We start from the raw sequence: 21,814 nt of genomic DNA, 5'->3' as shown, positions 1-21,814 counted from the left end.
ATTTGATTAGTATTATCAAAAATAACCAATTGGTAAAGGTGTGTTTAGTTAGCCAATGCCATAGCCAGTAAACTAACTGGATGAATTGTTTTTAAATCAGTGTTTTCCTCAATTTGCCATTTACAGGTTTCACAATCAGTTATTGCATAATCAGCATTGGCTTGGCGTATCTTTTGAAATAAGTCCTCACCAATTTTGATTGAAGTATCATAATTTTCAGTTTTAAAACCATAAGTTCCCGCCAAGCCGCAACATTGACTATCTAATACCTCAAGTTCTAAACCTGGAATCATTTTCAGTAATTCAATGGTATATAAACTTCCTCCTGTGCGCTCTAGGTGACAGGGAGTATGGTAGACCACTTTCTTATTAATAGGTTTGAGCTTAGGGGTATTACCATTCATAAATGCTTTAAGTAGAAAACGAGTCACATACTCAATGCGATCAGCAACGTTGGCATTATCAACTTTTAAAACATGTGGATATTCTTCACGTAAAGTAAACGCACAAGTAGAAGAGGTTGAAACAATGGTTGAATTATATTTTTCAACAACTGCTGCAAAACTTTGAGTATTGAGCAATGCGTTTTTCTTGGCTTTATCAAAGAAACCATTAGCAATCAGTGGTACACCACAACACTTCTCTTTTTTTAGTAATTGCACACCAATGTTCATTGCATTCATGACCTTGATGAAATCTTTACCTAATTGTGGGTGGTTATAATTGACATAACAGCCATGAAAATAATGTACTTGCTGTGGATAGTGAGTTTGGTTATGGCAGTGTTTTTTATACCATTGGCGAAAAGTACCATGGGAATATTTAGGTAAACTTTTATGGTCATGAACCCCAATGGTTTTATGCATGACTTTTTTTACCGGTTCCATGCTAGTAATCGCATTGACGATTGGTGCGAAAGGGGTCGCGACAGATCCCATTAAATCGGTATGGCTAAGGACAAAATCACGAATAGTTTTAATATTTAGATCGTGTTTAGCATGTTTACTGCGCGCAACAGCAATCATGTCACCAATTTTAACGCCAGAAGGACACGCGGTTTCACAGCGTTTGCAGTTGGTACATAGCTTGAGCATATCATCATAAAATTCTGCGCTTTTAATCCGTAATCGCTCGCCATCAGGGCCACATTGTTTAGGGCCAGGGTAGTTAGGATTGGCTTTAGCAACAGGGCAATAAACGGTACATACGGTGCATTTAATGCATTGGTCAAAACTGGTATCTTGCTTGAGCATTAGATATTGCCCTCTGCTAATGATGGAAAAATAGCGCTTGATTGATGATGGTTCTGTAGAGCGATCATTGATTGTGCCGCATGAAAACCGCTACTAATAGCAACACCGCTACCACTGCCTTCAAAGATAGGGTTGTAATGCGCCAAAATAGCCCCTGCACAATAGAGATTGGTAATCGTATTACCGTTAAGGCTAGGTTGTAACTGCTGATTAGTCTCAACCCCCATGCCAAGAAATTGATGCGGTTGATCGCTGAAAAATTGTGATTGATACCAATGCTGGTGGTTGGTTGAAGCTAATGGCGCGATATCTAACCCAAAAACGGCTTCTTCAATATGATGGCGTTCTGCATGTAAACCACGGCTAAAGAAACTGCCACTGGCGAGTAAATAGTGATTGGCAACCAGTGGCATGTCACCATGGTGGCGAGTGAAAATACGTTGTAATTGGTTATTCTCAAATTCACCATGAGTTACTTCATCACCAGCAAGAATTAACCCACCTAACGATTTATAATAGCTTTTCATTGCATCTTCTAAACGAATGCCAAGTAACGATGGCGGCATGGTTGGAATTTCACACAGTGTGTAGCCGGTTAACTGTTCAATTTGTTTGAGGATCTTTATGCCAGAGCCGTTGCCAAAAACAGCTGGAAGAACCACCAGATCTGCTTCTCCAATAGTATTTTTCATGGCTAATGCAAAACGTTGTAGTTTATTGTCATCGGCTAAGACACGAGAAATATCAATCGAGCGATATTCACATGGGTTACGCAGCATGAGTTCAACATCAGGTAATGCAACGGCTGTTGTGGTAATTTCCACGTTAGCAAAGTGGGGCAATAGGCGTAAGTTATCGGCTGCTAATTGGGGCTGAAAATCACGGAAACCATCAATCGTTACTAATGCGATTTTTTGTAATGCTTGTGCGGGTTCAAACATTGGAAAAGGGTGTACAGTAGATTGCGATAACCATGTTGCTTTAAATGTTCCCATTGGAGTAATGCGCAAATGGTTACAATCATCAGCTTGATGATGCAGTTCAATGCCAATATTTTCCATTGTTTGTTGATACCAATCAATCGCTTGACGAGTAACATCAAGTCCTAATTTACTGTAGGGATGCTGTGGTGATTGAGCCGTTAAACGGTCAAATTCACTAAAAGGATATTGGATTGCAGTACCATTAGGTAAACGGCTTAACACATCAATTGATCCTGAAGAAAAATGGAGTGCACTTTGACCTGCAGCAATAACGGCTGTCTTAAGTCCTGCTTGGGCACAACGGATCGCACAAGTTAAGCCTGCAACACCACCACCAATAATTATATTATCAAATTTCATTATTTTTCCTCGCCTTGTGGCTGGTTAGTATTGGTAGATGTTGTTGTTGGTGGAATATCACTGACACCAAATAGACCTTCATAAATCCAATAAGAAAACTCGGCTTCGCGTAAAGCATCTCCCCAAAAAACAGGTTTAATGCCTTTCCAGCGTTCTTCAAGAAAATCACTCAGAATATGGCTGGCATGGTTGCCATCAGTGTCGCCATATTCAGCAAATAGCCCAGCCGCCCGATAAGAACATAATTCCCCTTGGCAAGGTCCCATACCAACGCGTGTACGACGGCGTAAATCAACTAAGTTATGCACATCAAGTTGCTTGATGGCATATTCAACTTCACCACAAGTCACCATTTCGCATTCACAAATAATGGCTTGGCTTTTCTTATCATCGGTTAAAAATTGTTGCGCGCGCTCACCGTGGCGGTAATAGGCGGATTGATAAACAGGTTTAGCTAAACTGGCTGTGTGCTTAATGGCTTTGGGTTGTTCGGATCCCGGTAATGGGCGCTGGTGAGTGGTGCAAGGAATAGTATTCCCGAGTTTTTTGGCAACTAAATCGGTGGTCCATTCAGCCATCATGCGGTAGGTCATTAATTTACCGCCAGTAATGGTAATAAAACCGTCCATGCTATCGCGTTCAGCGTGATCTAATAGCACGATCCCGCGGCTAATATTACGACCGCTAGTATCACCATCGACAGCCACTAATGGACGCACACCAGCATAAGCGCGCAATACTCGAGTATTGGCCATGATTGGCGCAAGCTTGGCACCTTCTTTTAATAAAATATCAATTTCTTTGCTGGTGACATGAAGATCATCAATGTCTTTATAATCAATTCGCTCCGAAGTTGTTCCAATCAGTGAAATGGTATCACCTGGGACTAAAATATCGGCATCAGAGGGCTTGCGACAGCGGTTGATCACTAAATTGTTAATGCGATAATCTAAGATCAATAATGATCCTTTTGCTGGGAACATAGTGATATTAAGATCACCGTACTGGCAGATTTGCTGTCCCCAGATCCCTGCCGCATTAATCACTTGCTGCGCTCTAATTTCAAAGTGAGTATTGGTTTTAAGGTTTAAACACTTAACCCCTTTAACGACGCCATTTTGTTGAATAAGATCAGTAACAAAAATGTGATTAAACAATTGTGCGCCATGTTCGATAGCATCAAGTGCATTTGATGAAGCAAGCCGAAAAGGATCAATGGTACCATCGGGGACTTTTACTGCTCCAATTAAATGCGGATTACAGTTCGGCTCTAATCGTAACGCTTGTTGTGGCGTTAATTGTTCGACATCAATATCAGCACCTTGGCAGGCGCTAATAAATTGCTGTTGAAATTGAAGATCATCACTTGGCAGAGAAATAAACAATCCTTGCGTATCTTCTACACAATGACGAGCAATATTTTTAAGAATTCGATTTTCAGTAATGCATTCTTTGGCGGATTCTGGATCTGTCACAGCATAGCGGGCACCAGAGTGAAGTAAGCCATGGTTGCGACCTGTTGTACCAGAGGCTAAATCGTCTTTTTCAATTAAAATGCATTTTATACCGCGCAGGGCACAATCGCGCATTATTCCTGTACCTGTTGCACCACCACCGATGATCACAACCTCTGTTTCTAACCAAGTCGTCATGTTCGTTTCGCTTATCGTTATTGATTATATTATTAGCGCTTTAAACGCCCACTATTTTAATAGGGTTAATATGCCATTAAATTACATGCTATTTGGTGAGCAAACGCACACAAATGAGCGAACGAACATTATAAATGTTCTTTTTTGTTCATGGCGTGGCTATTTGAAGATTAGTAAGTGGCACCGTTAATGAGGTAAATATCTTTAGCGGTAAAGGGATGGCTGAGATTCGCATCTTGACGTGACTTGAGTATAATTGTGCTCTCTTTATTTTTGATGATGCTTATTATGATCGGCTATCTCGCATTTTTAATTCCGGCACTGCTTGGTGCGCAATGTATTCTTACTTTAGTTCTCACCAAAGGGGAGATTTGCCCTGGTCAACGTGGTCGTGTACATAAAATGTTGCCAGTATTACTGGTTGGGTGGTTGTTAGCTGCGATTTGTAAAGTATGGGCGGTACTGCCGCTATTGAGTTTGTTATTTTTTACCGTCAAAGTGAAAACCAATAAAACACGAGATTCAGGGCCTCTTGTTGTACTTTATGGCTCGAATTTATTAGGTTTTATTTGTTGGATGATGTTACTGCCAATGATGGATCTGCCTGAAGTACTGTTAAGTTTAATGGCGATGGCATTATACGGTAGCTTACTTGCCCATGTATTACTTACGTTTTCACGTACCCGCTTACAGGCTTTTCACCGCATTTTACCCTTTGTAGGCTTTGTGAGTGCAATAGTGTCAGTACTGTTATTAGTATGGAAAATCATCTTTATGGGTGAGGCTGCAACGGCGCCTTATACTGTTGAAGTTGTCACTTCATTGGTGTGTTTAGTCATTGCATTACTGGTATGGTCGGGGCATATTTTATTACATAAAACCGTCAATAAATGGCAACTACTAGCAGCAGCGGTATTACTTACTTTTTCAGCCGTGATGCAATTAACCTTATTTTAAGCCATCACTGTTAATTCTAATTAGCCTTTATCTTGTGTGAGATAAAGGCTTTTTTATGGCTGAAATGTACAACAGGGAGAATTTGTAATATATCGTCTATGCTTAATGAGTTACGTACAGTAATGACGATGATCATTGAATAGTAAGGGGGATAAAATGGAAATTAATAACTTACTTGGTATGGATACCCATATTGTGATTGGTATTGTGAATGAGCGTTTACGGTTAGAGTGTTGCTCAATGGCTGAATTAACCTCTCGTTATGAGTTAAGCGAAACTGAACTGACAGAGAAAATGGCTCAGCAAGGCTATCATTACGATCCATTAAATAATCAGTTTAAGTAGCATGAGCTTTTATTTACGCAAGGTGTTAAACCGTTTTAATACCTTGTAAATGCTGTTGGCATTGCTGTTTCGCTGTTGCAAAAAAAGCCTTCAAATAGTGGTGCTGGTATTCTGACGCTCGTACCGCTGCAAAGAGACGCCGCCATAACCCGGTACCTAATGGTTTGCTGACAATTAACCCCTGACGGACAAAACTATCAACTGCCCAATTCGGTAATGCCGCGACTCCCATTCCTGCAGACACCATTTGTATCAACATCAGACTATTATCTGCTTGTTTCCATGTTAATGGCTCAATGGCTGCGGGTTGAAGAAAGTGCTTAACAATATCTAAGCGATGGCGTTGAATTGGATAACTGAGTAGAGTTTGATCGATAAGATCGGCCGGATCTATATATGACTTAGTTGCTAACGGTGATTGCGAAGCAACGATGAGACACATTTCAAAATCAAACAATGGCTCATAATGAATGTCGTTACGGGGGTGAATATCTGATGTAATGACTAAGTCTAATTCCCCTTGAGCTAACGCCGGAATAGGATCAAAACTAAACCCAGAACAAAAATCAATATCCACATCAGGCCATAGTACCTGATATTGTTTTAAAGCAGGCATTAGCCACTGAAAACACGAATGACATTCAATAGCCATCTGTAACCTTGCCGTTGTCTGATGTTTACTATTGGCTAGTGCTTGCTCGGCAATTTGTATTTTTGGCAATACGGTGTCGGCTAAATCAAGCAGCACTTTACCTTCAGCAGTAAAGCGTACAGGGCGTGTTTTACGTAAAAAAAGTTGGCTACCTAAGCGTTGCTCCAGATCTTTTAACTGATGAGACAGTGCTGATTGGGTTAAATATAAACTATTTGCAGTTGCAGTGAGTGATCCTGTTGCCCTCAGTACTGTTAATGTTTTGAGATGTTTAAGTTCAATCATATTCCATCCTTGGAGCATATAGGCAGTGGTTGATTGTTTTTTAATCTACTAGGTAAAATCATGATTGTAAACATCTAGATGGCTAAACGTCTATGCTTAGCGATTGGTTTTAAAAATTACTAGCATTTTAACGTGAAAAAAATTCATGATCGTTATGAGAAAAATCACCTTGTTGTCAGCGTTATTATTAGCCACTGTGTTAGTCAACAACAGTCATCTTAGCCGTTGTTTTTATATGGATTTATGATTAATACACAGTGAATTAAAGGAATATAATAATGACAGTACAATCAGAAAAAAAGGCCGGTATAACTAAAACAGTGACCCATATTTTAGGCTATCCACGTATTGGAAGTCAGCGCGAATTAAAATTTGCTCAAGAACGTTATTGGCGGGGTGAGATCGATCAATCTCAGCTTAAAAACGTTGGACAAGAGTTACGTCATCGCCATTGGAATGATCAACTTAGTGCAGGGCTAGATTATGTTGCGGTAGGGGATTTTGCTTGGTATGACCATGTATTAGGCACGAGCATGTTGCTTGGTCATATTCCAAGCCGCCATCAGCAAGGTTTCCCTGATTTAGATACCTTATTTACTGTCGCACGTGGTAAAGCGCCGACGGGATGTGCATGTGCTGCTGCTGATATGACCAAATGGTTCAATACTAATTACCATTACATCGTGCCAGAATTTACTGCAGAAGATAGTTTTAACGTTAGCTGGCAACAGTTGTTTGAAGAAGTGGCAGAGGCTAAAAAAGCAGGCCATAACGTTAAGCCGGTATTATTAGGACCAGTGTCTTATTTATGGTTAGGTAAAGAGAAACAGCAAGGGTTTGATCGACTGACATTATTACCCCGATTATTGACAGCTTATCAGCAAATATTAACCAAATTAACCGCATTAGGGGTCGAGTGGGTACAGGTTGATGAGCCAGCATTAGCGCTTGAGTTACCCTCTGAATGGACGGCAAGTTTTAAATTAGCATATCAAGTGCTTCATGGTGGGCCTAAGTTACTATTGACCACTTATTTTGATGACATTAGTCATCAACTCGGCATCATTTCACAGCTCAATGTTGATGGTTTACATATTGATTTATCAGCTGCACCAGCACAATTATCAGTCGTAGCCGACGCCATTCCAAATCATTGGGTGCTATCTGCGGGTGTGATTAATGGTCGCAATGTATGGCGGGCAGATCTGGCTGAATGGCTAATTCGTTTGCAGCCGCTAAAGCAGCAATTAGGGCGCAATTTATGGTTAGCGAGTTCATGCTCTTTACTTCATAGCCCTATAGATGTTGAGAGTGAAACTGAACTGGATGAAGATGTTCGTCAATGGTTAGCATTTGCTAAACAAAAATGTCATGAAATTACGTTATTGGCTCAAGCGCTTGATGGTGAACAAAGTGCGATTGCAGCATGTCGTGATTATAGCGCTAGTATAAAAGCCCGTCTTGATAGTGAACGGGTGCATAATACTCAAGTACAGCAACGTACTGCAGCCATTACACCGCAATTAGCACACCGAGCGCTTCCTTATGCTGAGCGAACGATCCAACAGCAACACGCGTTACAGTTGCCCTTATTACCGACGACGACGATAGGTTCATTTCCACAAACAACAGCCATTCGTAGTCAACGTAGTGATTTTAAAGCGGGGCGAATAACTGCAGCTGACTACCATCAAGCGTTGAAGATACATATTCAAGATGCGATTATTCGACAGCATAATTTGGGACTTGATGTATTAGTGCATGGTGAAGCTGAGCGTAATGACATGGTGGAATATTTTGCAGAGCAGCTAGAGGGCTTTGTTGTTACCCAATATGGTTGGGTACAAAGTTATGGATCGCGTTGTGTAAAACCTGCCATTATTGTGTCAGATATTTACCGAGCAAAGCCAATCACTGTCGATTGGATCCGTTATGCGCAGTCTTTAACTACTAAGCCTGTTAAAGGAATGCTTACTGGGCCCGTGACAATATTAGGTTGGACGTTTGCACGAGAAGACTTATCTCGTGAAGCTATAGCTAATCAGATTGCATTAGCACTGCGTGATGAGGTAACGGATTTACAAACGGCAGGGATTAACATTATTCAAATTGATGAGCCAGCGATCAGAGAAGGGTTACCACTAAAACAGAGTCAATGGCAGGCATATCTCGATTGGGCTGTACAGGCGTTTAAGATTTCAGCTGCAGGGGCTGCACCACAAACACAGATTCATACGCATATGTGTTATAGCGAGTTCAACCAAATAATTGCATCAGTAGCGGCATTAGATGCTGATGTGATAACCATTGAAACATCGCGTTCTGATATGGAATTACTTACAGCATTTGAAGCATTTGCTTATCCTAATGGAATCGGCCCTGGTGTGTATGATATACATTCACCAAATATTCCAGAAGTTGATACGATCACCGGGTTAATTGATAAGGCTGCGGCTTTGATTCCGATTGAGCGTTTATGGATCAACCCAGATTGCGGTTTAAAAACACGTAATTGGACTGAAACGGAAGCGGCATTAACCAATATGGTAACTGCTGCCCATATTTTGCGTGAAAAATACCGTGAAGTGACTGCAGCATAATAGAAACAATAAAAAAGCCGTCTACAAATTTCGCTTTCTTATTGAAAGAATAAAGACGGCTTTTGGCATTTATTTACCAATAATTATTGCGCGTTAGTCGCTGCAGCATCACGTGTAAATGTTAATGTATGCTTGGCGTTAGTCATAGTCATGGTATCGCCTGAAATGCTAACTTTATTCCAATCAGCAAGAGATTGAGCAAAAGTCTGTTCAATCTTCATTTCGTTATCTGGACATAACATCATTGTCATCCCCATTTTTTCAATGCGGAATTGACCATCTTTTACTTCAGCTTGACCAAAGTAACGGTTACAGCCAGCGTGACCATTTGCAGCTAGATCTGTTGCTAATTCTAACGTCGGTGCTTGGAAAGGTGCTGGTTGAGCAATATCTTGGTTATCAATCTTCACTAATGACCAACTACCGTTAGCAAGCTCACTGCCCGTTACTTGGTGTGGTGTTGTTGGAGTGTTAATACCCGTTGTTGAACATGCAGCTAACATCATAGGAAGTACCAGAGCTGATAATAGACGCTTTTTCATTATAGTTATTCCTGAACAGTAATGTTGGTGAGTGAGCAACAGTGCAAACATTCATTGAGAAATTTACTCGGTAAATGGTTGTTGTCTTCGTTTGTCAGACATGTGCATTACGCCATGTAGATTATGGGAATATTGAATAAAAAACTATTTTAGTTCAATCGTTGCTCGAATGGATTATACCTATTTATTACCAAATAATGCGGTTTTATTTGTTACTAAAGGTATATTTGCGACATATTTAGCGATTAAAAATATAATCAAAATGGATAAATGAAGTGCGTTTTATTGGTTTGATGAAAAAGTAAGAGGGTAAGTGATATTTACCCTCTTAAAGGTATTGCTTGGGGTGTTATTAAGCTATTTTTGACTCAATTGCTTTTTCAACCATATGCAAATGAACATCTTGTTGTGGGAATGGAATCGAGATCCCTTCACGATCAAAGCGCATTTTCACTTCACGAGTAATATCCCAATACACATCCCAGTAATCATCGGTTTTAACCCAAGGACGAACAATGAAATCAACTGACGATGAATTTAATGTATGTAGCTTAATGTTTGGCTCTGGGCTACGTAAAACAGAAGGGTGAGATTCAACGATATCATGTAAAACACGCTCAGTTTTTTCGATATCATCGCTGTATCCGATGCCAAAAACCATATCAATACGACGTACTTTTTCATGCGTTACGTTCTTGATGATATCGCCCCAGATCTTACTGTTAGGTACGATAATGATCTCATTACTGAAGGTTTTAATTGTGGTATTAACTAAACTCATATGGCTTACTTTACCAGTAATGCTACCCGCTTCGACTAAATCACCGACATCAAATGGGCGATAAATCAATAACATCATACCTGATGCAAAGTTAGACAATGTATCTTGTAGAGCAAAACCAACAATAATACCCGCAACACCAAAACCGGTTAGAATAGGCGCAAGGTTTAAACCGACTTGCGAAAGTGCAATTAGGATACCGACAGCAAAGACAACTTTACCTGACATTGAAATAAAGAATTCTTGCATTAGCATCGACATTTTGAGGTTCTTAGTCGAAACCGCACGCGTTACCATTTTGCGAACAATATTCTTTAACGTTTTGAATGCAAAGATAATAAAGATAAAAATAAATACTTTAAAGATCATTTGCGGTAGATTTTCAAATAACCATGAACCAAATTCAGTTGTCCATGAGCTAGCGATTGACCACATTACCTTACTATTTAATAAGTCATCAGTGACATTACCTGTTTGTTCAAACAGTAACCGCTTATATTCTGCAGTATCAATGCCCATATCGTCAGCTAATTTAACTAAATCTGTGAGGTTTTTAGTATCACTATCGACTTGGCGTTGGGCTAAAATTTGTGAAACTTGCAGTGCTTTGAGTTCATCACCAGTTGCTGTCTTTAACTGCTTATCGTTTAAATCAAGAGCTTGACTGCCAAATGTGAGTGACGCTGACATAAAATCAAGACGATGATCAATATTATTTTTAAGTGCTTTAACTGCATTAGGCTGTGGCTTACCTAAACGCTCCATCCATTGGTAATTTTCCCACTCTTCATTCAGCACAAGAACAATGAACTCACGACTTTCAGTCAGTGCTTTTAAAGCGACTAATTTGTCAGTGTCTTTTGCTTTATCAAGCGCTTTTTGGTCACGTTCAAGTTTAGCTTGTAGAAACTTCTCAGCGTCTGCTGCAAATGTTATCTGTTGTTCTACTTGTTTAAGTAATAGCTTTTTATCTGCTTTCTTTTCATCAATCAATTCAACAAGGGTGGTTCTTAATTCTTTGTTTTTATTGAGTAATTGCAAGCGAATAACATCAAGTGAAGAACCAGTTGTATTGGTGGCTTCTTTTGCTAAAACGTCAATTTCTTTATTTAGCTGTTGAAGTTTTTTATATTCAACATTTGTTTGTTGGGGGATCGTTGGCTGTGGTTTTGTTTCTGCAAAACTGAGCGTAGAAACGAAGATAAGCATTAATACCAGTAAGCGCATGTTGCGATAAACTCCTGCTGGTGATACGAAATAATATGAAGTTATCAGTCAGTATAATGACTAATGATAACAAGCTATTTATTGTCATTAGACAAATGTGCGCAGATTATAACTAAATCGACGCTCGCTGCTATAAATATTCATTCAAAATTGACAAATTGATGTAGCAAATGTGTTGATAAATATTATTTAGTTGCTGTCTTTGTGAATGACAATAACGACTAGGGTAAATCTTGCTGGCATAAAAAAGTAAAATGATTAAACGCCCATGTCCAATCTGGTTGCCAATATTCTTGTGTAAGCACAATAACGATATTGTGTTGTAAAGAGGGCAATATTTGCTGTAATAATAAGTAACTTGGCTTATCAACAATAATAATATTGCAGCCACTACTGATAATTGTATCGATTAATATTTGGGGATTTAATTGTTTGATTAATGTATGGGTTTTTATATTTTGATGATTAAATTTGTAGGCAAATAATTTATTAACAGGGGAGTTATTAATTAATATAGCCACTGATCTTATTGGAATATTCGTTGATGTAAGTACATCAATCCAAGCCGTAACTTGTCTTATTTGTTGTTTATAGCGCATCATCACACCCTCCATAATTGGAATTATCAAGAGTTAGTTATCAAGGTGGGTAAGACTATCTAATCCTTATTTATGTACTGTCATTATAGAGTTAATTTCGAACTAATGGAGTAATGATTGTGTGAATGCACTATGGTGCTGTTATCACTCTGGATCTCGTTCATTTAAATTATTATGCACAATTTGACTGTCTTTTTGAGCGTAAAAACAGACGTTAAATTGTGTGTCAGCAGTTAAAAATTCGACGTTGTGCCAGTATTGCGGTGGACTAATAGCAACCTCACCTGCATGAATGATAAATTGTTGTTCAATATCGCCACGTCGGTCACTAAAGCCATAAAATTTAAGTTGCCCTTGTGATACGCATATTTTTCCATAAACACCAGTACGAGTATTGTGACGATGTAAAAACATCTTCGGAATATTTTCAGCTGTAAATATTGGAGTGGATTTGTTGTTTACATAATCTTTTGGAATCGTTGCCATGATGTACACCTCTACTTAGTAGAATTAAAAACATGACTATAAAATACATGTTTAATGATAATGCTGCAATCATTTCTGTCAATATTGCGGTGTGATTGTATTTTAGTTACAGATTTCATGAGGTCTCAATAAAAAAGCCCCTTCATAAAGAAGAGGCAAGAAGTACCATCGCTATTATTATTCGTTAAAAATAGACCTAACCAAAATCGCCATTAACATAACCTCGAGTGCGATCGTCTGCTGGGTTATTAAATAGATTTTGAGTTTCATCATGTTCAACTAATTCTCCCATTAAGAAGAATGCTGTTCGATCTGATATACGGCGAGCTTGTTGCATCGAGTGAGTCACAATAACAATGGTGAATTCTTTTTTTAGTGTTTCCATCAAGTCTTCAATCTTTTTGGTTGCTATAGGATCAAGGGCTGATGTTGGTTCATCCATTAAGATCACTTCAGGTTTCATTGCAATGGTGCGAGCAATGCATAGACGTTGCTGTTGACCACCAGAAAGGCCAAATGCATGAGATTTCAACCGATCTTTGACTTCATCCCATAATGCGGCACCGCGCAGTGATTGTTCAACTATGGCGTCTAAAGTTTTTTTATCTTTTACGCCTTGAGCACGTAAACCATAAGCGACATTTTCGTAGATGCTCATTGGAAATGGATTTGGCTTTTGAAATACCATTCCAACTTTGATGCGTAATTGAGCAACGTCTATATTGCCATAAACATTTTCATTATCGATGGTCAGTAAGCCCTTAATAGTAACGCCTTCGATTAAGTCATTCATACGATTTAAACAACGTAATAAAGTTGATTTACCACAACCAGAAGGGCCAATAAGTGCTGTTACTTGGCGGTTAGGGATCGGTAAGTTAATTTGCTTTAATGCTTGGTTTTGACCGTAAAAAAGATCAAGATTTTCAATGTTAAATTTGTTCATGTAATGGTTCCTCAAAATTTAGTAAGTCGCAGTATTAAAACGGCTAGCGATAAGCTTGGTAATTAGGTTAATTACAAGAACAACAATAATGAGTACTGTCGCTGTGCCATAAGCTTGGTTCCATTCATGTACGGTATAAAGTTCTTGAGTAAGTTTGTATAAATGAACAGTCAGTGTACGTCCTGAGTCAAACACACTGTCAGGTATACGCGCTACCATACCTGCTGTCATAAATACTGGTGCTGATTCACCAATAACACGACCAACGCTGAGGATTATTGCGGTCACAATTCCTGGCATTGCGCTAGGAAGAATGAGTCGCCAAATAGTATAAATCTTAGATGCGCCCAAACCGTATGAACCTTCACGGTAGGTTTGTGGTACAGCCATTAATGCTTCTTCAGTGGTACGAATAATCACCGGAAGAATTAAAATACTTAAAGTTAATGCACCTGATAGGATCGAATAACCAAAGCCAAGAATAACCACAAAAAAGGTCATACCGAAAAGGCCATAGATAATCGAAGGAATACCAGCTAAAGATTCAGTACAAAAACGAATAACTTTAACTAATCGACTGCCAACTTTGGCATATTCTGTAAGGTAAATTGCAGTCATGATCCCTAATGGTGCTGCAACAGCAATTGAAGCCGCGACCATATAAAGAGTCGATACAATCATTGGCCAAATGCCTGATTCTTTACCAATAGTGGTGTAATTTGAGCTAATAAACGACCAATCCACATGAGCAAGGCCATTGCTGAGAATGTACCACATAACCCATAATAAAAAGCCAACCGTAATGCCAGCAGCTAGCCAGATAATGGCAACAGCTAAGCGGTCTTTTCGTTTTTGTGCCGCAGGATTGGCATTTTCTAGTCGATTGGTTTGAGCAGATAAAGAGTGATGATTAAGCATTGTAAATTACCTCGCTCGCTCACGATTTAGATAAAGAAGGATGCCGTTGAGTGTCATGATAAACACTAATAGCACAATACCTGTAGCATACAGTGCGCTAGCATGAATACCGGTGGCGTAAGACATTTCAATCGCAATATTTGCTGTTAGCGTTCGTGCTGATTCAAGTAATCCTTCAGGCATTGCAGGAGAGTTACCCATAACCATAATGATTGCCATTGTTTCGCCAAGTGCGCGTGCTACGCCTAAAATCACGCCTGTCATAATGCCAGATCGCGCTGCGGGAACGATAAGTTTAAAAATAGTAAACATCGGTGATGCGCCAAGCGCTAACGAACCTTCTTTATAAGCTCGAGGTACCGCACGAATTGATGTTTCAGAAATGGTAATAACGGTTGGTAGAATCATCACCGCAAGTACGATGATTCCCGCTAAGATTGTATTGCCTGCTGGTACGTTAAAGATTTCTTGAATCAGCGGTACAATAATAACCAGCCCAAAAAAGCCATAAACAACAGATGGAATACCTGCTAATAGCTCAATCATTGGGCGAATAAAGCTGGCCAGTGGTCTTGGTGCAACTTCTGCAATAAAAATGGCGGTCAATACGCCAATAGGTACTCCAATCATTACTGCACCTGCTGTTGAAACAAGTGAAGCGACAATCATAGGTGCAATACCATAGAGCGCTGGTGGTAACCAATCGGTGCCAAGGACAATACCTGCAACACCTGAGTAAGCAAAAGCTGCATAGCCTTCACGGAAAATAAAGTAGCCAATAGTAATAAGTGACAAGATACCGATAGCTGCACTGAGCATAAAGAGGTATTTAAAGAACATTTCGCGCCAGTCGATACGTTTTTTCGACTTTAACGATGGCATATTCTTAGTTGATTTTTCAATATTCGCGATGGTCATAACCTACACTCCAGAAAGGCTACCAATGAGCAGCCTATTTCTGAGAAGTCAAAAACGCTCAACTCAGATTAAGTTGAGCGCTAAAATAAAAATTAGTTAACTGAGATGAAACCTTTATCTGCAACAATTTTTTGCGCTGTTGGTGATTGGATCCATGTTAGGAATTCCAATGCTTCTTTTGATGGGCGACCTTCTTTATAAACCACGATAAATGGGCGTTGAACACTATAATCACCAGCTTTAATTGCTGCGACAGATGGTTTATGTCCATCAATAGTCAGTGGTTTAACGGTATTATCAACCGAGCCTAGTGAAATATAACCGATAGCAAAAGGGTTATTAGCGACGGTGGTTTTTAACTGCCCATTACCACTAGCTACTTGTGCTTTTTGGGAAATCGCTGATACTTTGATACCGTTAATCTTTTTCTTTAACGACATGATGTCTTCAAATGCGCCACGCGTGCCTGACGCTGTATCTCGTGTTGCGACAACAATCGGTTTATCTTCACCACCGACTTGTTTCCAGTTAGTTACATTACCTTTATAGATTTCAGTGATTTGTTCTTTGGTTAAATCAGTGACAGGGTTATTGTTATTCACAACAACGGCAATACCATCACGTGCAATAACGATTTCTTTTATTTGAGGTGATTCTTCTGATGTTTTTAAGTTACGAGATGACATTCCAAGGTCTGCAGAACCATCGTGAGCAACACGAATACCTGCTGATGATCCTGGTCCTTGAACTTCTACCTTTACATCGTTAGATTTTGCATAAGTTTCACCCAATACTTCCATGAGCGGAGAAACAGAGCTAGAACCTACAACAGAGATAGTCTCGCCAGCGAATGCTGCAGAACTAGCAACAAGTGAACTTGCAACAACAACTGCGCCGATAATCTTTGTTTTCATTTTCCTAATCCTTTCTTGTTGGGCAAAATGCCAATAGGTTTGAATGAACACGACAAAGATTAAAAAAGTTATGTGACAGTAATGTTTCAGAAGTTTGAACACTCTATGAATGCTGTAATAAATGCTTAATGAGTATGTATTGAAAGATTCTTTTATTTGCAGGGGATTAAGCATCGTTAACACAATCAATATTCAATCACATAATTGGATGTCATATACTGTCAACAATAAACCATATTACGATGACACCGAATTGAGCGGTTTGGATTGTCATGGCTTTTTCTTAAAATAAATAGGTTGTCGATGTTAAAAAAAGCACAACAAATGATTGTTTTTAATGCACTAACTAAACAACAAAGCTTTACTAAAGCCGCACAATTACTTGATATATCACGTACTCAAGTAAGTAAACTCACACAACAGTTAGAACAGCGACTTGGTGTGCAATTAGTACAACGGACAACCCGATCATTTGCATTAACAGAGGCCGGACGTCTGTTTGCTAAGCACTGTGAAAAAGTAGTGCAAGAAATCAATGAAGCTGAAAGTGAATTATTAGGAAATGAAGATAACTCACAGGGTTTATTGCGAGTGGGTATAGCACAATCTTTTGCTTCTCATCATGTGGCACCGTATATCAATGAGTTTCATGAACAACATCCACTATTAGATTTAGAGTTAAGTTTGTTTGATCACCGTGTTGATTTGATTGCAGAACAACTTGATCTTTGGATTGGCTTTATGGATTCACCACCGGAAGGTTTTGTGGCTCGTCATTTGAGTAATTGTGATTTTGTTTTAGTGGCCAGTCCAGAATATTTAGCCGTACATGGTGTACCTTATCAGCCGAGTGATTTAGTTGACCATAATTGTATTATTTATTTTAGCCGTGAACGCAAAGATAATGTTTGGAGTTTTAGTCAGCAAAATAATAATCAGAGCATTAAAGTGACAGGGAATTACCGTGTCGATTCTGCTGATGCTATTCGAGACGCAACAATTTCAGGTAATGGTATTGGTTATTTGGCAACATATTTATTAACGGATGAGATCCGTCAAGGAAAGTTGATTCGATTAATGCCGGATTGGCAATTGACCCAGCATATGCCGTTATATGCTGTATATCCAAGACATAAATTTTTGCCTAATAAAGTGAATCTATTTATAGAATTTATTCGTAGGCATATAGATGCGGGCAATATTTTGTGTAAATGGTGATGATGCAAAAAACAGCAACTTCACGCAAACGGTTGGCTAAAACAGGGGCGTTAATGTTTCAAATTGTAATTATTAGAGGTAATAGTATCCCCTATAGGAACTAATCTGATGATTTTCGTTTGCTTAGCCTAAAAATAATGCAATTTAAGCTTAATTTGTTAAGTTACTGTTGCTTGCAATAACAATTTGATCCTTGTCACACTTTTTTTTATGAATACACTCTTTCCGCAATCGTTTACTACACCAAACATTGGGGAATGACTTTGCATTATCTTGTTGGCATGCTCGGTATTATTACTATTTTTGCAGTCGGTTTTTTATTTTCAGAAAACCGCTCAGCAGTTAATTGGCGCAGTGTTTTAGGAGCTTTTTGCATTCAAGTTGTGTTTGCCGCTTTTATTCTTTATGTGCCCGTTGGCCGAGTGGTATTAAATAGTGTTTCTGGTGCAGTATCTGGCGTGATTGATTATGGTCGCGAAGGTACATCATTTTTGTTTGGTCAATTAGCACAATTTAAATTGGGCTTTATTTTTGCGGTTAATGTCTTACCTTCTATTGTCTTCTTTTCGGCATTAATTTCCGTATTATATTATGTAGGTATTATGAAATGGGTTATCCGTGGTATCGGTGGCTTATTACAACGTCTATTAGGCACTACACGCACTGAATCTATGTCAGCTACGGCAAATATTTTTGTTGGATCCGTGGAAGCTCCATTGGTTGTTCGTCCATTTTTAGCCCGTATGACTCGTTCAGAATTATTTGCAGTAATGGTTGGTGGATTAGCCTCTGTTGCTGGTGGCACTATGGTGGGGTATGCCGGTCTTGGGGTGCAGTTAAAATATCTTATTGCCGCTAGCTTTATGTCTGCACCTGCAGGATTGATGATGGCAAAATTGATCGTGCCACAAACTGAAGGTGTACATAGCATGGAAGAAGAAGATGACGGCGAAGAAGATGAACCTGTTAACTTAGTCGATGCGGCATCTCGTGGTGCGTTAAGTGGCCTACAAATTGCTATGGCTGTAGGCGCAAGTTTGTTAGCCGTGATCAGTTTAATTGCAATGGTAAATGGTGGGCTAGGGCATATTGGCCATTGGGTGGGAATTAATGGCCTGAGTCTTAATATGATTTTTGGTTATATATTTGCGCCAGTGGCATGGTTAATTGGTGTACCTTGGTCAGAAGCAACCACTGCAGCTAGCTTAATTGGCACTAAAATAGCGGTAAATGAATTTATTGCATTTGCAGAGTTAATGAAACCAGAAACGATTGCTAAATTGAGTGAACATTCGCAGGCAATCGTAACATTTGCACTATGTGGTTTTGCTAACTTAACATCGATCGCAATGTTAATGGGGGGGTTAGGTGGTATTGTGCCTCAACGTCGTCCTGAGATTGCTCGTTTAGGAATGAAAGCTATTTTTGCGGCAACGTTAGCTAATTTAATGAGTGCGACTTTAGCGGGTTTATTTCTTCCGGTTTAATAATGCTATATTGATGCTGAAAGATTAGAATAAACAGAGGGCTTAGCTCTCTGTTTTTGTATTCGAAATAAAGCATCAACAGTAGGAAGATGATCAATGAAGTCTGATAGTGACAAACTCATCGCAAAACACGCGCAATTAATTCACAGTGAAGGGCTAACAGTGAATTCTCATACGCAACGAGATGATGGTGAGTGGATACAGCATTCATTGATGGTTGATGGTTATAACGTGCCTTTTAAGTTTAAGCGTAAATCAAGGTATCGAACCCTTGTTGGCGCAAAAGTAAATATGACCTATTATGCTGATTCAATTACAGTGGCAGGCTTAGAATTTGAAATAATGAAAGTTGTCCGCATTAAGCGTTATTAATATTTATAAGGAAATATAATGAATTGGTATTTTGCTGTTCTTCGTAAATATGCTCAATTTCAAGGGCGTTCACGCAGAAAAGAGTTTTGGTTTTTTACATTAATTAACGCATTCCTTAGTATGGTATGTGGCTTAGTTGATACAACATTGCACCTACCAACTGTGGTTGAAGGCTATGGTGTGCTAGCTGCCATATATGCGGTTTTTGCATTTTTACCGACAGTTGCTGTAATTGTTCGACGTTTGCATGATCAAGATCGTACCGGATGGTGGGCTTTGATTATGCTAATTCCTATTGTAGGTATTTTGGTGTTGCTTTACTTCATGTTGCAAAATAGCACAGAAGGAAATAACCGCTTTGGTAATAGCCCTAAAGAGAATGATAATACAACACTCAGTGTCTGATTTTTGTTGTCTTATCGACCATATAAAGATAGCCCAATCTTAGGATTGGGTTTTTTGTAGGATAGAAACATAATCATTCATTCCATTCCTGAACAATGTGCTTTAGTATGCTGTTATTAGCTGACTATTCTGTTTTGACCGAAACAGAAATTATATTTTGACCGAATATTGCTAATAGACCGAGATTCATCGTTTAGGAGTACGATAATGACGCATTACCCTCAAAATAAACACTATAGCCCCCCCTCATCATCAATACTGTATGCCTGTATGATTCATAAGGTACGTAAGGTGAGTTTTTCTTCTGCTTGTTATTTTAGTTTCCGATTTAGTAACGGTTCACTGTAACCGCAACTCTTATCGACTAAAAATCATCTGTTATTAGTCATGTATCTCAGTTGAGGTATATGGATAGCTGTATCTAACAAATAAGAAGAAATGGAAATATGAATACTAAATTACTTGGTAGTTCGCTAATTATTGCGGGCACGGCTTTAGGCGCAGGAATGCTTGCTATACCTATGGTATTAGCTCAGTTTGGTTTACTTTCTGGCTCATTATTGATGCTGTTTATTTGGAGTGGGACAACATATGCAGCTTTATTATTATTAGAAGCAAGTATTAAAGTTGGCGGTGGCTTAGGTATGAATACCATTGCACGCAAAACGCTAGGTAAAGGTGGGCAACTGATTACTAATGGCTTGTTGTATGCTTTATTGGTTTGCCTGCTAATGGCTTACATTATTGGTGCTGGTGATTTATTACAAAAATTGGTGGCAGGGTTTGGTTTTGAATTATCGACACTGCATAGTCAAATCATTTTCACGGTATTAGCAGGATGTATTGTTGCTGCTGGAACGGGGGTGGTTGATAAACTTAACCGTGTGCTATTTATCATCATGATTGCTGTATTGATTATTACGTTAGCTGCATTAATTCCAGGTATGAGTTTTAATCACTTCTTTGAAGCAAGCAATACTAATAATGTTGATTTAATTAAAACTAGCGCTGTATTGTTTACTAGCTTTGGTTTCTTTCCTGTTATACCTTCTCTTGTATCTTATAATAAAAAAGCAACACATAAGCAGTTGAGGAATATGGTTTTATTAGGATCTTTGATTCCTTTGGGCTGTTATTTGCTGTGGTTATACGCAGTAGTGGGAAGTTTATCTGCTGAGCAATTAATTAAGTTTGATAATGTTTCAGTACTTATTGATGCGCTCAGTTCTCGTTTTGTAGGTATTCACATTATTTTATCTATTTTCACTGGCTTAGCACTGTTAACGTCATTCTTGGGAGTGGCGATGTCATTGTTTGACCAGAATATTGATTTATTTAGGAAAAATCGTTTGGTTACTTATATATTAACATTTATTTTGCCATTATTAGGCGCAATATTTGCCGCTAATCAATTCTTGTCTGTTTTAAGTTATGCTGGATTGATTTTAGTATTTATTGCGGTATTTATACCAATGTTAATGATTCGAAATATAAGAAAATCAGCTCAAACAGCATCAGATGATTATCAAGTGGCAGGAGGTTCTGGCGCAATGCTAATGAGTCTGTTCTTTGGTTGCTTCTTAATTGGTGCACAACTCATTTAACAGTCTGTCATACTTAGTTAAACGCTCATTATTGATGGGCGTTTTGCTTAAAATGAAGCGTATCTAAAAGAGAGCAGGGTAGCAGATTGACCGATCTGTAGTACCCTGTTGGAGCACTTTATATGACCAATATAAAGTTTAATAATTAAAGTCTATAATCTACTTTGGAGTACGAATTAACAACGTAAGTAAACGGTAGAATTTATTGGCTGATAATACAAACTTTCACTAATGAGAGCTATATTCACACTGTTTTTAGCAAGAGTAATTTTTCATTAAAAGTGTAAACTTTTCATTACAAATTATAATT

Annotated in this window: 20 protein-coding genes; 8 read left to right on the top strand and 12 right to left on the bottom strand. The window is 38.8% G+C overall.

The genetic code is table 11. The features are described 5' to 3' along the window. Positions 1 to 44: 44 nt before the first annotated feature. From glpC to glpA, 3 genes are read right to left on the bottom strand one after another with little or no spacing between them, the layout of a single operon-like run. Complete coding sequence (glpC, locus tag PMAL9190_RS16865) at positions 45 to 1,253, bottom strand: anaerobic glycerol-3-phosphate dehydrogenase subunit GlpC (RefSeq protein WP_087846180.1); 1,209 nt, start codon at positions 1,251 to 1,253, stop codon at positions 45 to 47. Beyond that, positions 1,253 to 2,596 (bottom strand): glycerol-3-phosphate dehydrogenase subunit GlpB, encoded by a 1,344-nt coding sequence (gene glpB, locus PMAL9190_RS16860; protein WP_087846179.1) that lies wholly within the window; start codon positions 2,594 to 2,596, stop codon positions 1,253 to 1,255. Before glpB ends, glpC begins: the two co-directional genes overlap by 1 nt. Further along, positions 2,596 to 4,248 (bottom strand): anaerobic glycerol-3-phosphate dehydrogenase subunit A, encoded by a 1,653-nt coding sequence (glpA, locus tag PMAL9190_RS16855; protein WP_087846178.1) that lies wholly within the window; start codon positions 4,246 to 4,248, stop codon positions 2,596 to 2,598. Before glpA ends, glpB begins: the two co-directional genes overlap by 1 nt. A gap of 276 nt (positions 4,249 to 4,524) precedes the next feature. On the opposite strand from glpA, the gene PMAL9190_RS16850 reads away from it, so the two are divergent. Beyond that, positions 4,525 to 5,205: an HI_1241 family integral membrane domain gene (locus PMAL9190_RS16850; RefSeq protein ID WP_503121365.1), complete on the top strand. Its 681-nt coding sequence runs from the start codon at positions 4,525 to 4,527 to the stop codon at positions 5,203 to 5,205. Positions 5,206 to 5,361: 156 nt separating this feature from the next. After that, the gene (locus PMAL9190_RS16845; RefSeq protein WP_065167820.1) at positions 5,362 to 5,550 is read left to right on the top strand and encodes a DUF4250 domain-containing protein; all 189 of its coding nucleotides are present in this window, start codon (positions 5,362 to 5,364) and stop codon (positions 5,548 to 5,550) included. A gap of 25 nt (positions 5,551 to 5,575) precedes the next feature. Here the strand turns inward: PMAL9190_RS16845 and metR are convergent, their stop codons facing one another. After that, positions 5,576 to 6,487: an HTH-type transcriptional regulator MetR gene (gene metR, locus PMAL9190_RS16840; RefSeq protein WP_087846176.1), complete on the bottom strand. Its 912-nt coding sequence runs from the start codon at positions 6,485 to 6,487 to the stop codon at positions 5,576 to 5,578. A 278-nt stretch (positions 6,488 to 6,765) separates the two neighbouring features. Between metR and metE the strand changes: the two genes are divergently transcribed. Continuing rightward, the gene (gene metE / locus PMAL9190_RS16835; RefSeq protein ID WP_087846175.1) at positions 6,766 to 9,087 is read left to right on the top strand and encodes a 5-methyltetrahydropteroyltriglutamate--homocysteine S-methyltransferase; all 2,322 of its coding nucleotides are present in this window, start codon (positions 6,766 to 6,768) and stop codon (positions 9,085 to 9,087) included. Between the two features lie 83 nt (positions 9,088 to 9,170). Here metE and PMAL9190_RS16830 read toward each other — a convergent pair whose 3' ends face one another. The 8 genes from PMAL9190_RS16830 to PMAL9190_RS16795 all read right to left on the bottom strand — a co-directional run bounded on the left by PMAL9190_RS16830 (position 9,171) and on the right by PMAL9190_RS16795 (position 16,418). Continuing rightward, positions 9,171 to 9,629 (bottom strand): META domain-containing protein, encoded by a 459-nt coding sequence (locus PMAL9190_RS16830; protein ID WP_087846174.1) that lies wholly within the window; start codon positions 9,627 to 9,629, stop codon positions 9,171 to 9,173. A gap of 352 nt (positions 9,630 to 9,981) precedes the next feature. Further along, on the bottom strand, positions 9,982 to 11,637 hold the full coding sequence (locus tag PMAL9190_RS16825; RefSeq protein ID WP_087846173.1) for a mechanosensitive ion channel family protein: 1,656 nt from the start codon (positions 11,635 to 11,637) through the stop codon (positions 9,982 to 9,984). A 221-nt stretch (positions 11,638 to 11,858) separates the two neighbouring features. Next, a complete protein-coding gene (locus tag PMAL9190_RS16820) occupies positions 11,859 to 12,239 on the bottom strand; it encodes a hypothetical protein (protein ID WP_087846172.1) in 381 nt (126 codons plus the stop codon). 141 nt (positions 12,240 to 12,380) lie between these two features. After that, the gene (locus PMAL9190_RS16815; protein ID WP_087846171.1) at positions 12,381 to 12,722 is read right to left on the bottom strand and encodes a TehB family protein; all 342 of its coding nucleotides are present in this window, start codon (positions 12,720 to 12,722) and stop codon (positions 12,381 to 12,383) included. A 196-nt stretch (positions 12,723 to 12,918) separates the two neighbouring features. After that, complete coding sequence (gene pstB, locus PMAL9190_RS16810) at positions 12,919 to 13,668, bottom strand: phosphate ABC transporter ATP-binding protein PstB (RefSeq protein ID WP_060999629.1); 750 nt, start codon at positions 13,666 to 13,668, stop codon at positions 12,919 to 12,921. Between the two features lie 18 nt (positions 13,669 to 13,686). Then, positions 13,687 to 14,586, bottom strand: coding sequence for a phosphate ABC transporter permease PstA (gene pstA / locus PMAL9190_RS16805; protein ID WP_087846170.1), 900 nt, complete (start codon positions 14,584 to 14,586; stop codon positions 13,687 to 13,689). A gap of 6 nt (positions 14,587 to 14,592) precedes the next feature. Beyond that, a complete protein-coding gene (pstC, locus tag PMAL9190_RS16800) occupies positions 14,593 to 15,504 on the bottom strand; it encodes a phosphate ABC transporter permease subunit PstC (protein ID WP_087846169.1) in 912 nt (303 codons plus the stop codon). 92 nt (positions 15,505 to 15,596) lie between these two features. Continuing rightward, positions 15,597 to 16,418 carry a phosphate ABC transporter substrate-binding protein gene (locus PMAL9190_RS16795; protein ID WP_087846168.1) on the bottom strand — a complete coding sequence of 274 codons (822 nt, stop codon included), beginning with the start codon at positions 16,416 to 16,418 and terminating at the stop codon, positions 15,597 to 15,599. 303 nt (positions 16,419 to 16,721) lie between these two features. Here PMAL9190_RS16795 and PMAL9190_RS16790 point away from each other — a divergent pair, with 303 nt between their 5' ends. The 5 genes from PMAL9190_RS16790 (at position 16,722) to PMAL9190_RS16770 (ending at position 21,504) form a co-directional block, all read left to right on the top strand. Next, positions 16,722 to 17,636, top strand: coding sequence for a LysR family transcriptional regulator (locus tag PMAL9190_RS16790; RefSeq protein ID WP_087846167.1), 915 nt, complete (start codon positions 16,722 to 16,724; stop codon positions 17,634 to 17,636). Positions 17,637 to 17,893: 257 nt separating this feature from the next. Next, positions 17,894 to 19,123, top strand: coding sequence for a NupC/NupG family nucleoside CNT transporter (locus PMAL9190_RS16785; RefSeq protein ID WP_370738782.1), 1,230 nt, complete (start codon positions 17,894 to 17,896; stop codon positions 19,121 to 19,123). A 96-nt stretch (positions 19,124 to 19,219) separates the two neighbouring features. Continuing rightward, positions 19,220 to 19,495: a hypothetical protein gene (locus PMAL9190_RS16780; protein WP_087846166.1), complete on the top strand. Its 276-nt coding sequence runs from the start codon at positions 19,220 to 19,222 to the stop codon at positions 19,493 to 19,495. An 18-nt stretch (positions 19,496 to 19,513) separates the two neighbouring features. Continuing rightward, the gene (locus PMAL9190_RS16775; RefSeq protein WP_087846165.1) at positions 19,514 to 19,900 is read left to right on the top strand and encodes a DUF805 domain-containing protein; all 387 of its coding nucleotides are present in this window, start codon (positions 19,514 to 19,516) and stop codon (positions 19,898 to 19,900) included. Positions 19,901 to 20,346: 446 nt separating this feature from the next. Beyond that, positions 20,347 to 21,504 (top strand): amino acid permease, encoded by a 1,158-nt coding sequence (locus PMAL9190_RS16770; RefSeq protein WP_087846164.1) that lies wholly within the window; start codon positions 20,347 to 20,349, stop codon positions 21,502 to 21,504. Positions 21,505 to 21,814: the final 310 nt, after the last annotated feature.

Origin of the sequence: Photobacterium malacitanum (assembly GCF_900185615.1) — a bacterium.
Classification (GTDB): Bacteria; Pseudomonadota; Gammaproteobacteria; order Enterobacterales; family Vibrionaceae; genus Photobacterium; species Photobacterium malacitanum.
Note: the sequence above shows the minus strand (reverse complement) of the source record. Positions and strands in the feature narration are given on the sequence as shown.